The organism is Paenibacillus sp. 7541, assembly GCF_002276395.1.
Classification (GTDB): Bacteria; Bacillota; Bacilli; order Paenibacillales; family Paenibacillaceae; genus Paenibacillus_AQ; species Paenibacillus_AQ campinasensis.
Window position 1 is genome coordinate 170,685 of sequence record NZ_NQLZ01000007.1, and the last position, 12,726, is coordinate 183,410.

The 12,726-nt window shown below is 53.5% G+C and carries 10 protein-coding genes and 1 other annotated feature; of the genes, 3 read left to right on the forward strand and 7 right to left on the reverse strand.

Translation table 11 applies throughout. The annotated features are described in order from the left end of the window. Nucleotides 1-69: 69 nt before the first annotated feature. Nucleotides 70-195 (reverse strand): hypothetical protein, encoded by a 126-nt coding sequence (locus CHH75_RS25200; protein WP_255222968.1) that lies wholly within the window; start codon nucleotides 193-195, stop codon nucleotides 70-72. A gap of 309 nt (nucleotides 196-504) precedes the next feature. Here CHH75_RS25200 and CHH75_RS05665 point away from each other — a divergent pair, with 309 nt between their 5' ends. After that, nucleotides 505-1,692: a cytochrome P450 family protein gene (locus CHH75_RS05665; protein ID WP_413773621.1), complete on the forward strand. Its 1,188-nt coding sequence runs from the start codon at nucleotides 505-507 to the stop codon at nucleotides 1,690-1,692. 690 nt (nucleotides 1,693-2,382) lie between these two features. Here the strand turns inward: CHH75_RS05665 and CHH75_RS05670 are convergent. Next, nucleotides 2,383-2,949: an SEC-C metal-binding domain-containing protein gene (locus tag CHH75_RS05670; protein ID WP_095265546.1), complete on the reverse strand. Its 567-nt coding sequence runs from the start codon at nucleotides 2,947-2,949 to the stop codon at nucleotides 2,383-2,385. Nucleotides 2,950-3,455: 506 nt separating this feature from the next. On the opposite strand from CHH75_RS05670, the gene CHH75_RS05675 reads away from it, so the two are divergent. Further along, entirely contained in the window at nucleotides 3,456-4,160 is a 705-nt protein-coding gene (locus tag CHH75_RS05675; RefSeq protein WP_095265547.1) for an FG-GAP-like repeat-containing protein, read from the forward strand. Between the two features lie 349 nt (nucleotides 4,161-4,509). Beyond that, complete coding sequence (locus tag CHH75_RS05680; protein ID WP_095397659.1) at nucleotides 4,510-4,881, forward strand: VOC family protein; 372 nt, start codon at nucleotides 4,510-4,512, stop codon at nucleotides 4,879-4,881. Nucleotides 4,882-5,092: 211 nt separating this feature from the next. On the opposite strand, the gene CHH75_RS05685 is transcribed toward CHH75_RS05680, so the two are convergent. The 5 genes from CHH75_RS05685 to CHH75_RS05705 form a co-directional block, all read right to left on the reverse strand. Beyond that, nucleotides 5,093-7,468 (reverse strand): GH36-type glycosyl hydrolase domain-containing protein, encoded by a 2,376-nt coding sequence (locus CHH75_RS05685; protein ID WP_095397660.1) that lies wholly within the window; start codon nucleotides 7,466-7,468, stop codon nucleotides 5,093-5,095. A gap of 296 nt (nucleotides 7,469-7,764) precedes the next feature. Next, nucleotides 7,765-8,478, reverse strand: coding sequence for a DUF421 domain-containing protein (locus CHH75_RS05690; protein WP_141235815.1), 714 nt, complete (start codon nucleotides 8,476-8,478; stop codon nucleotides 7,765-7,767). Between the two features lie 316 nt (nucleotides 8,479-8,794). Beyond that, complete coding sequence (gene leuA, locus CHH75_RS05695) at nucleotides 8,795-10,459, reverse strand: 2-isopropylmalate synthase (RefSeq protein WP_095397661.1); 1,665 nt, start codon at nucleotides 10,457-10,459, stop codon at nucleotides 8,795-8,797. Nucleotides 10,460-10,537: 78 nt separating this feature from the next. After that, nucleotides 10,538-10,850 (reverse strand) — a binding site (T-box leader). Between the two features lie 105 nt (nucleotides 10,851-10,955). Then, nucleotides 10,956-11,747 carry a sulfite exporter TauE/SafE family protein gene (locus tag CHH75_RS05700; RefSeq protein ID WP_095397662.1) on the reverse strand — a complete coding sequence of 264 codons (792 nt, stop codon included), beginning with the start codon at nucleotides 11,745-11,747 and terminating at the stop codon, nucleotides 10,956-10,958. An 18-nt stretch (nucleotides 11,748-11,765) separates the two neighbouring features. Continuing rightward, nucleotides 11,766-12,506: a spermidine synthase gene (locus tag CHH75_RS05705; RefSeq protein ID WP_095397663.1), complete on the reverse strand. Its 741-nt coding sequence runs from the start codon at nucleotides 12,504-12,506 to the stop codon at nucleotides 11,766-11,768. Nucleotides 12,507-12,726 lie beyond the last annotated feature (220 nt).

Here is a 12,726-nt window from a genome sequence, read left to right on the forward strand (position 1 = left end):
TATTCTTTTGACTAATACTGTACAATAGGTTTTCTTCTGCTGTCAAACTTTCATTTGATGGCTACTGGTTTACCATTTGCCGACGCGGACTGACCGATTTCTTTTGCGACGACGAAGAATACCGAGCGGGTTCTTCTCCTTCTGTCTTTCTTCATACAGCTGCCGGACCCCGCGCATCAGCAGTTTGTATCTCATATCATCATTGTGGCTGAACTTTCTCATTTCTTCGAAATACTCTTTTGTCATGGACATCACCCTAATTACATAAGTCTATAGACCTAGGTTATAGGATGCTGCTATACAATTTCTTTACATGGGTGCCGATTCGTGTCCAAATGCAGGTCAAAGTGACGTCCGTCACAATTTTGTCATAAAGATACTCTTTACAAATAAAGGTTTTGACAATTAAAAAATGGAATATATATCATGTGCTTTATCCCAGAAGTTCGCATATCACAGCGGCGAATCGTGAGCAAGGTGCCGCACAGAAAGGAGATCGTCATGTTGAATAGCAATGAGGTCCACCCGCCGGAGTTGTTCACCGCAGCCTTTACACACAATCCTTATCCCGATTATAAAAAGCTGCGCCATGCGTTTCCGATCTACAAGGTTGTGTTCCCGAGCGGAGAGCCCGGATGGATCATCAGCAAGTACAACCATGCGGTTGAAGTGCTGAAGGATTCGCGCTTTAGCAAGGATATGGTCAAACGGTACGGGCCCGAGAGCCGCAGCGTGTTCACGAACAACATGCTGTTCTCCGATCCGCCGGACCACCGCCGTCTGCGGGGGCTTGTGCAGAAAGCTTTTACTCCGAAAATGATTGCCGGCATGCGCAGCCACATCGAGGATATTGCCAACGATCTTCTGGACCAGGTGTCCGGACGCGAGCAGATGAACTTGATCGACGACTACGCCTTCCCGCTGCCGATTATTGTGATTAGCGAAATACTCGGGGTGCCGCTCGAGGACCGGGACAAATTCCGTACATGGTCCAACACCATCATCGGCTCCGGCAATGAAGACGCCGCGACTTTTCAGCAGCATGCCAAGGAATTTATCGACTATTTGCGCGATTGGTTCGCCCAGGTGCGGCAAAATCCCGGGAAGGATCTGATCAGCGAACTGCTGATGGCGGAAGAGGCCGGGGATCAGTTAACCGAGGAGGAGCTATATGGCGTGGTCACCCTGCTGATCATTGCGGGGCATGAAACGACCGTCAACCTGATCGGCAACGGCATGCTTGCTCTCATGGAGCATCCGGAGCAGAAGGAACTGCTTCTTCAACATCCGGAATACATTCATAACGCGATTGAGGAAATGCTCAGATACAATGGTCCTGTGGAATTCAGCACCTCCCGCTGGGCCAGCGAGGATATCGACTTTCATGGCCATTCGATAGCCAAAGGCGATCTCGTTATCGTCGCCCTCGACTCAGCCAATCGGGATGAGGAGCAGTTCGGCGATGCGGATGTGTTTGATATCACCAAGGAGAAGAGCCCGCATCTTGCCTTTGGCACCGGCATCCATCTGTGCTTGGGGGCGCCGCTGGCCCGCCTGGAAGGAGAGATTGCGATCCAGACTCTGCTCAGGCGGTACCCGCATATCGCGCTCGCCGCAAAGCCGGAAGAACTGGAATGGAGGCCTGGCATGATCGTGCGTGGCGTCAAGGAAATTCCGGTCACGCTCCGCTGACCGCTCGTCGCGGCGGCAATGCGGCGGCTCCAGGGCGTGGTGACGCAAAGCGGTCGCTGATCCGCACTTATGGCACAGCGCAAGGGCCCGACCGCCAATGAGGCAGTCTGACGCGCCCCGAGTCGAACCATATAGCCATCCGCCCACTCTTCCACCTGTGAAGGGATGGGCGGATTTTTTTGCATGCAACGACAAAAAAGCACACCCGCCCCGCCTGCTCCGGCAGAAAGGATGGGACGTGCTTCCATGCTTCGCCACATGAAGATTTGTACGATTGATCGTACAAATCCTATGCTAAATCCAGGGATGACAAGCCATTTGTACGATTGATCGTACAAATCACCTTAGCATCCCTATCCAACCTCCGATTTTGTGTGAGAAATCGTACAAAACGGTCCATTTTATCGCATAAATGCATCCCTTTGTATGACAAATGATACAAAAAACGCGAGGTTGTATGAGCAACCTCGAGACGAATACGAACTCCCACAAAATTTAATTCCTATACTGCCCTGCGACATTGTGAAATTGAATGCGAGAGCGTGAAAAAGCCGCCCCTGTCGGAGCGGCCGCCAGAATAACAGGACCCCCAAAATTACAACATCATATGTACGGATAACCGCTTTCGTTCGCGGGACATCTTGTCCATCATATTCAGAAAGTAAGCTCTTATGAAAGTCCCTGTCTATTCTAGTTGCCGGAGCCTTCGTTTCCCTGGCCAGCCGGCGCACCATCCGATGCCGCTACACCGTCCATGAATTCGGAAATCTGGCTGCTGTAGCGATTCAATGTTGCCGGAGATACTTCATGCTTCTTCGCCAGCTCGGATTTCGTTACCGGCAGCTCAAGCAGCGAGGTTGCCAAATGCTCGAGTGCAGCCGCGTATCCCCCTGGCTTGCGATAGCTTGGATTCACTTCCTTCGAGAAGTTGTTCCAGATCAGAAGCAGGCTGAACACCTTGAACAGCGTGTCCTCATCCTTGAGCTTGTAATCGCGGCAGATCTGCGGGAATACGCTTTCCGCAAGCTCGCGATGCTCATCAGCTTTCCAATCCAGCCATACCAGCTTATCATTCAGCATTTGCCATAGACGCTCAGCCTCTGGCTTCATGGCACTAGCCGGTTTCGAACCCGGGAACTGGATCACTTTACCGCGAACGGTATGGCGTTCCCTATGCTGATCCTTCTCCAGACAACATTTCTTGTACTTCTTCCCGCTTCCGCAGTGACATAAATCGTTTCTTCCTAGCTTTTTCATTTCCAGGCTCCTAATTAAAAGATGCTTTCCCTATTATAATAGAATTAATATGAAAATTGCACCACTCCGGGATATTGTTAAAATGTAATTTCCATCCAATTTAATGCTAGAATCTCGTTTTCGGCGGCGCAGACACCCAAAATAGTAACACAAAAACCCCATCCCCACAAACTGTAAAAGTTTCCCCCTTGTACCGCCACCCTCCCGTTAGCGGCAGTTCCGCTGTCTGTACCTGGAACCGAACGGGTACTTAAGTCCTTGAAAACGCGGCAGCTTTCTGGATTCTAGGCCTTTCGGGATACCGCCCCCCAACCCTCACGTCCTGTCCTCTTCCTGGACTTCTGTCCCTTCTTAGGCCTTAATGAATTCTACGCCTTTCTGGATTCCAGGCCTTTCTGGATACTGCGCCCCCCCTCACGTCCTGTATCTTCCTGGGCTTCTGTCACCTTCGCTGCAGTCGAGAATACACTGGCCATATACCTACAGCCCGAGGAGGGATCGTGAGCATGCCTGTGTTAGACCAGAAGCTTGGCGATGTGAATGGAGACCGGATTCTCGATCTTGTCTATCTGACCGGGGACTCTCAAGCAGACAGCCCTTTTTATGAAAATATTACGTTACACATCCGCGACGGACGGACTGGCCGGATTAGCACCATCCCGCTAAAACAAAATTCAGGATACAATCCGACGATCCAGTTGGCCGATTATACCGGAGATGGTGCCAGCGACATCCTTATCGTTATCGATTCCGGCGGCTCAGGCGGCTTCATCTATGCTTACGTCTTCTCGTATCTTAACAACCAGCCCCGCTTGCTGTTCGACTATGAATTATACAATCAAGCCCATGCTTACAGCATCAACTACGAGGACGGCTACAAGGTCAGAGCCACCAGCGCTACCCCCGCTTCCACGTACATCATCGACTTAACTTATAAAGGCGAGGCTTATTTATCTGAAATCTACACCCCGGACGGAAAGCTCAAGGAGCCGATTCAGGGCGATGTGAATCCGCTTGGCGGCCTGTACCCCGTTGATTTTGACCGGGACGGACGCTATGAGCTGATGGCGCTGCAGCGAATAACGGGGCGGTATAACGCCGACGGACTCGGCTATTTCATGAACGAGCTCAACTGGAATGGTTCTCACTTCTATCCCAGCCAGCAATGGGTATGGATTACTGGCTCAGACACAGGCACAAGCAACGCCTAACATGCCGATGCGCTCCCGGGAACGCGCACGTGATGAACGGACGGCAGTACGCTGATCTGGCGACGCCCATTCCGTGCCCCGGGAGCTTCGGCTGAGTGACCCCCTATAGACATCCCCCGGTGACATCACCCGGTCCGCCGCTCGAAAGCGCCTGACAGGCGCAGAACAAGCCTAATCGCTTCGACCCGACCTACGGCCGCTACGCTATCACCAGACGCACATAGGCGAACACGGGCGAGCATAAACCTACAGGAATGTCCGCCGGTCTTTTCCTAGAAAGGAATCTAATATTTAACTGAGGCCTCAAATCCGGTATACTATCAAAAAATGCCAGGAAAGGGGACAAGTTATGCTGGAACAAATTCTATACAATGAAATTCCGGTTCGCCATATCGAAAAGTCGGCGGCCTGGTTTCAAGAGGTGCTCGGCCTCAAGCTTGCGTGGCACATGCCGGAGGAAGCATTGGCCCAGCTTAATCTACCATCCGGACAGATGCTGTTTTTGGTAGAGACCGCTGACGACACTCAGGCCAACTTCACCAAGAACGGCGAGACACATAATGTGATCGGCTTTCAGACGCGGGATATCGAGAAGCTGTATGCTCATCTGAAGGAACACAACGTTACGGTGGAGAGCATCGTTGACGACGGCGTAGGCAACAAGTTCTTGAACTTCTTCGACCCGGACGGCAACAAATTCAACGTGCAGTGTGATGCCTGATAGGTTCCTTCTCCCTGCTAGCGATCCGTACTTATCCACATGAAAATTCACACCACCTTCAACATCTCGGTCCATACATAACAAGCCCGCTCCCGCTTGAAGTGCTCAAGCAGGAGCGGGCTCTTGTCTTATCTTGCATGGGGTCGACCGACCCCAACCATGCGGCGAAACAGCGTGCGCTGGAGAGCTGCCGCACGGGGCGAATATGTGTCTAAGGAAGCTTCACCAGCACTTCGTACTGCTGACCAGCCTCTACACCGGTGATGACGTTGCCCTCGATCAGGCTTCCGTTCACATAAACCTCCACATCGCTTACGCCAGCCTCACGCTTGAAATTCACCTTCAGCTCCGCACCGCGGAACAGGCGCGTGACGCTTGCCTCATGCCACGCCTCTGGAAGCTGCGGACGAACGCGCAATCCTTCCGGAGTGCCCTGCAGCCCGAACAGGCCGTCGATCAGGCAGCGGTACACCCATGGCACGGTTCCGGTGTTGAACAGATGGCTCGACCGTCCGGCTGTGCGCGGAAACTGTCTGTACGCACCGCGATAATAGTTCGGGATAAACACCGGCATCTGGCCGCGCTGCATAATATCATCCAGGTCCGGACCCGGAATCATTTTGCGCAGCAGACGATACGCATTCTCACGCTCGCCGACCAGATACAGCGCATAAATATAAAATGCCGCCGCATGGTTGTAGACCGCCCCGTTCTCCGCACTGCCCGGATGCTTCTGCGTGACCCGCCCAACGTCCTCGCGCATGGCGGTGAAGGAAGGCGCCAGCTTCTCCACGCCATAAGGACTTTCGAGCTGCTCGTGTACTGCCTGAATCAGCTTCTTGCGCTTGTCTTCGTCAGCGGCTCCGCTCATCAGCGCCCAGCCCTGCGGATTGATGTAAATGCGGCCTTCCTTGTCTGTGCTGATGCCGAACACAACATTGTCATCCGTAATTCCGCGCGCATACCAATTCCCATCCCACAGATAGCGGTTCGCGGTCTCATTCGTTTCATCCGCCGCTTGTCTGAACTCCCGGGCTGCCTGCGGATGTCCGCTCTGCTCGCATATGTCGGCCCATACCTTGAAGGCATACGCGGTCGCAATCGTGAGCCAGCCTGATACCCCTTTGCCCTTATAGCCAACCATATTCATCGGGTCACACCAGTCCCCCTGATTAATATAGTTGAGCCCGCGGTCATCCCGGTCGCGGATCAGCCAGTGCATGGCCAGGGTAATGTGCTCAAATACCGTCGCCAGCTCCTCGCTGTCCTTAAACGGCACTTTCTCTTCCAAAATGCTGTAATCATTCGTTTCGTCCAGATAAGTGCTCAGGCATACCGGCAGCCATACGCAGTGGTCGGTATGCGGAACCTGATTGATATATTTCAGCTCTGCATCCGGATGCAGAATGATGCCGTCCGGCATCGCGCCGCTTGCTTCCTGCTGCGACAGCGCCGTCAGAAAAGCGCCTCGGGCAATCGTTGGCTTGATATAGCTCATGCCCATGTTATCCTGCAGGTAATTTCGCGTCTGCGGGTCAGTCGTCAGCCGGTTCGTCACGCCGTGATAATACATCTGTCTTGGCAGCCAGTGGTTCACAAAATTGTCCAGCCAGCTGTCCGGAGTGCGAATCTGAATGCTGCCTTGGCCCTCGCCCACGTAGGCGGCGTATTCCGGCCCTGCCGCTTCGAAGCCGTCCAGACCATCGGCGTTCTGCTCTAGGAAATACGCCTTGCGTATCCCTTCAATCTCGGCCTCATTCCGGGCCGGGCCGAACAGGAAGCGGTACTGCTGCTGCTCGCCAGCAGCCATCTCCAGCCTGTACTGCATGGCGCATACCGGCGTTTCGTAGCGTGCATCTCCGCAAGGCAGCGTCTCTGCCGCAAGCGCAGACGGGGCGTGCAAACCTCCTTCGCCCTCAAACGCCTCTTGGTTCACCTCCCAGGAGACAGGCGGACGATCCGCGAGCAGATAGGTTTTGTCACTGAAATTTTTGATTTTGTCATAGTCCTGATACTTCTGATAAGGCGTTACGGAGGAGCAGACAATGCCCTGCAGCTCCTTCACGTACTCCCCGGACTGATTCATCCAGGACATATAGCCTACGGTAAAGTAAGGATACAGGCTGAGCTTGCGCGGCTTGGAGGACAAGTTGGTCACCTTGATCTTCCACAGCTCGATCACATCGGACTTCGGCAGGCTGAGCGTCATCTCCACCGCAATATCGTCACTGATCACCTTCCACCGAATATCATGCTTGCCCACCGCAAAGGTGTAGCTGTCCAGCTGCTTGCGGACCGGCTCATAAGGCGCAGAGAAGATGTTACCGCTTACTTCATCCTTGATATAAAGGAACCTCCCTGGATGATGCGCGTAATACGGCTGCTCCGGCTGCATGAAGGTCTTGGCCTCCAGATTGGGCGCATGCGAGTACTTCGCTGGCTCCGGCTGCATAAACTGGGCGACCGCATAGCCGCGGCAGTTCATATGTATCATCATGTTCTCATTCCATAGAAATCCCGATGCCTTCGGCATGCTGACAGGGCTGGTCAATTCATAATATTGCTGGTCTTCCGTTGCTCTGATCATCGCTTAACCTCGCTTTCAAAAGATAAAATCCCAACTTGTATACAACTAAACAAGTATACAAGTTTATCCTACCACATCTGATTTCAGAATTCATCTCTTCCTTTGCGAGAGACAGGCATAAGGCCCGCTCCCATCGGAACGGGCCCACGACAAATAGCGGGCTGCCCGGCATCACCGGCAGCCCGCTCCCTGATCTTTTTTTCACTGTAACGACTATCCTCTTGTTCACGCATGGGGTGACTATGTATAAAAGTGACCCGGCGGATGCCAATCCTGCGCGCGCCTTGCCGCACTCCTCAATGCTCAATAGGAGGAATCGGACCTGAAGAGGTTTGCGAAATATGCAGTTCAAGGTTGTCATCGATGGAAGCGTAGAAGATGTCTTCCTTCTGAATCCCTTTCGCTTGCAGCTGATCTTCCAGCCAAGCCTCGTCTTTATGGAGGTAGGACAATACTTTCTCCGAGACAGCCCCCTCAAGAATCAACGGGTAGGCTATGCCCTTCGGAGGCTCCGGCAGCCCCATATCCGCCAAGGTTACCGTCGCTTTCAGCGGCTTCTTGTATACCGACAATTTGCCGTTGGCTTCCAGTATGGCAAGCTCGACGTCATTCAGGTGGAAGATATCCTTCTCACGCAGCATCTGAAGGATGTTGTCTGTCGAATACCGAACTTTGCGCATGTTTTTCACAAGCAGGGTTCCGTCGGAAACAACCACGGTTGGCTCGAAGGTAATCCATTTGCCAAAGGTTCTGCTTTTGATAGCCCATACCGAGACCACTCGCTGCAGCAGCCCAATAAGGATAATGGCGACAGCCGTATGGATATGCTCAATCTTGGGATCGGCGATATCTGCGCCCACGACCGCACCCAAGGCGATGACAACCAGAAAATCAAACACCGGCAATTCACCAACCGACCGTTTGCCCATGAACAGCGCGATGGCCAGCAGCAAGGGGAAGATGGTTACAATTCGTCCTGAGACCAGAAGAAGCTCCTTCAATAATTCCAACACCACTCAACCTGCCTTCTCGGATAATACACAATCTGATACTACTCACTATTTCCAGTCAGGTTGCCGGATAAACTCCGAATAGCTGCTGCCGGGGGACCGCGGGCGGCGGTGCTTCCAATCACCGGTCATCTGGTGGCCGAAAAGCGCTCTGGCCTGCCTGATGTCCTCTAGACGCGTGGGAGCGCCCTTCCACGCCGTTGGCCGAAACGAGAACAAGGAAGGCACTCTTCACGAGCGCCTTCCTTCATCTTGTCTGCCCATCACGACGCGCTCGCTGTCCTCAAACGGAACCGTTATCGAGCATTAGCGGGCTTTATGCTTTATGCATTAATTGATTCACGGCGCTAAACAGCGCTTTTACCGACGAGGTCATAATGTCTACGTCAATGCCGCAGCCCCAGTACCGGGTGCCGTCCGGAGCGGTGATGCCGATATAGGAGACAGCCTGCGACTTCGAACCTGTTTCCAGGGCATGCTCGCTATAGATCAGATCGCTGTATTCAACGCCAAGGCCGTCTTGCAGCGCATGGCTGATCGCATCCAGTCTTCCGTTGCCGGCACCTTCGATTTCCTTCACCTCATCACCGGTCCGAATCGTGACAATGGTATGAAAATCATCCTGCTCGGCAGAGCGGTATTTGACAAACTCGACAGGGGCGCTGATGTTCACATATTCCCTGACGAAAATGTCGTAAATTTCATCCGGCATCAGCTCCTTTTGCTGCCGGTCCGATACGTTCTTCACGAAATAGCCGAAGCTTTCCCGCATCTTCGCCGGAAGATCCAGCCCGTACTTCAGCTGCAGCACATAGCCGATTCCGCCCTTGCCGGACTGACTGTTAATGCGGATAATATCGCCTTCATACTCCCTGCCGATGTCCTTCGGATCAATCAGCAGATAAGGAACCGACCAATGCTGCGGCTGCTGCTCCTCGCGCCATTTCATGCCCTTGGCGATGGCATCCTGGTGCGAACCGGAGAAGGCGGTGAAGACCAGCTCGCCTCCGTAAGGATGGCGTTCGCTTACCCGCATTTTGGTCAGGCGCTCATACACGGAGATGATCTTCGGGATGTTCTCGAAGTTCAGCTTCGGATCCACCCCGTGAGAGTACATGTTCAGCGCCAGCGTCACAATGTCAACATTCCCGGTTCTTTCCCCGTTCCCGAACAGCGTGCCTTCCACGCGCTGCGCGCCGGCCAGCATTCCGAGCTCCGCGTCCGCCACGCCTGTTCCTCTATCGTTATGCGGATGCAGCGACAGAATGACATGCTCCCGGAATTTCAGATGCTCGCTCATATACTCGATCTGGCTGGCGTAGACGTGAGGCATGGACATGGATACCGTCGCCGGAAGATTGATAATAACCGGATTGTCTGCTGTCGGCTGCCATACTTCCAGCACGCGGTTGCAGATTTCCAGTGCAAACTCAATTTCAGTGCCTGTAAAGCTCTCCGGCGAATACTGGAACTGGAAGTTCCCTTCCGTCTCCTCTGCGCACTGCTGCAGCAGCTTCGCACCATTCACGGCGATGTCGATGATTTCTTGCTTGGATTTGCGGAATACCTGCTCCCGCTGGGCCACAGAAGTCGAATTGTACAGATGGACTACCGCCTTCTTCGCCCCTTTCAGGGATTCAAAGGTTTTGCGAATAATATGCTCTCTGGACTGGGTAAGCACCTGAATCGTCACATCGTCCGGAATCAGTTGCTGCTCGATCAGCGTCCGCAGAAAGGCAAACTCCGTTTCCGATGCTGCGGGAAAGCCAACCTCGATCTCCTTGAAACCAATATCCACAAGCAACTGGAAGTATTCCAGCTTCTCCTCCAAGTTCATCGGAACGATCAAAGCCTGGTTGCCATCGCGCAGGTCGACGCTGCACCAAACCGGAGCCTCGGTAATATACTCCTTCTGGGTCCAGTTCAAGCTGGTTTTCGGCGGCATAAAATATCCTCTTGCGTACTTTTCAACATTGTTCATGGTTATCCTCCTCTTCATCGACTTGATGCGCTGATCCTCTAAAGACCAGACATGTAAAAAAAGCCTTCCATCTCCTGCAACAGAGACGAAAGACTTTGATATCTTACGCGGTACCACTCCGAATTCATGCCAAGCGGCATGCACTCTACGGATACGGGGCTGTCAACATCGACAAACCAGGCATCCTCCTGATGATAACGGTCAGGCTCCGGCTCCGCCTACTTGAACAAGGGGTCCAGAAGTACGGGATATCCGACTTATTGAACGCTTGCTTCTACGGTTCAGCGGGCAACTCCAAGGCGAGTTCCGATTCTCTCCACGGCTGTTTCGCACCATCCAACAGCTCTCTGATCGTTTGAAAAATCGTACTATTCCTTCTCAACGTATTTTCACTATTTGAAGCAATGTTATATTAGTAACACGTCTGTGTCAATCCTATTCTGAATTTTATTATTTCCGTCCCGCAATGAAAGCAAGTCTCCGGCTCCCATAGCCTCTACCCTTTAAACATCAGCCGGATCGCCACAAGGAACAGGCATACCGACAAGATCCGGACAATGATGAGCCCCGGGATCCTGGAGGCGAGCCTCGCCCCGATTTGTCCCCCTGCCAGCGCGCCAACCGCAAGCCAGATGAACGTGCCCCATAACACATGATCCAGCACGACATGGGAGATGGTGCCCACCAGCGAGGAGAGCAGGATTGAGAACATGGATGTTGCGGTCGCGATATGCGGCGGAAACGCCAGAAACAGAATCATGGTAGGCACCATCACCGAGCCGCCGCCAATGCCGAACAGGCTGGAGATAAAGCCGACAAAAAACGCCACCCCCGAGCCGAACCACAGATTGAACGCATAGCGATGCTCCAGGCCCGAGGCATCGATGAAGCTTCTGGTCACCGTCGGCCGGAGAAATCCACCCCGGCTCTCAGTAGGCTTAAAGTTGATCACGATGGCCATCAGCATGAGGAACAGCCCCAGCGCGATAAAAAAGACGCGGCTGTCCACAATACTCGTCGTCCAGGCTCCCAGCACGGAGCCCGGGATCATCGCCACCGAGAACGCCAGGCCACTCCGGTAATCAATTCGCTTTTGTCTGGCATATGCCCATGTGCTGGAGATCGCGCTGACGAACAGAACCGCCATCGACGTGCCCGAAATCTGGGACACCGGCATCGTATACATAAGCGCCAGCACCGGCACGATGATAAATCCGCCGCCAAGGCCGGCAATCGCCCCGCTCACCGCGGCCAGCATGCCGACCAGCACCAGCAATACTTGTTCCATATGTATGTCATCCCTTCCTTACAAACGATCTGTTATGATATAGCCCTCATCAAGACCGGCCTCCCGGAAGCCGGCCATATGCCGCTCCTGATACCTAATCGGGTGCGCAGCCCCGATGAGAATGATGTTTTGCATATCGGTGCGGCGATCCGACAGAAAAAAAGCCTTCGTATAAGCAAACACCGTTTGCAGCGTCGTATGGATTGCACGGATATAAGGATCCTTCGTCCCGCGTCCAATCAGGTTCATGATGACAGCCCCCTGATCATGCAGCTTCTCCGACGCCATCTTGAAAAACTCTGCCGAAACCAGATGCCGCGGTGTCCCTTCCTTCGTAAAAGCATCCACGATCATATAATCGAGCGTATCCGCCGCCTCCCACTCCAGCAGCTCGCGCCCGTCGCCTATCCTCACAGATTCAGCTTCACTTCCAAAATAGGTGCAGGCCAGCTCCGCCACGCGCGGGTCCACCTCGGCTGCCGTCATCCGGCGGCCGGCATAATGGCGGACAATCGTCCCGATGCCGTGCCCGATCAGGAATGCAGCCTCAAAATCCGGATGGTTCGCATCCATCAGATGAATGATCGCCCTTGGATACTCAAGAACGATCCGCGCCGGATCATCCAGATCCATCGCCCCCTGCACCGCCTGATCGGAGAACTCCAGCACACGGTACCGCCCCTTGACCCCATACAACTCCGCTGTATCATAGACCTTCAGTTCATGAACATCACTTATATCGTGTAATAAAATGCGCACTTTCGTTAATCCCCTTCAATTATCGCTCACTTACGCAGGAATGATTCTCCCAGCGGGACCGTTTGCTGTGGCCGGTCCACCCCATGCGGCCTTGCCGTTTGTTAATGCAGTAATCATATTGTACACCATTCCCGGGCCCGGGCATCGCCAAACCAACAAATTCATCCCGGCTGAACCGATAACAGCACCAGAAGGACCCCACTCCCGCACATCGCAGGAG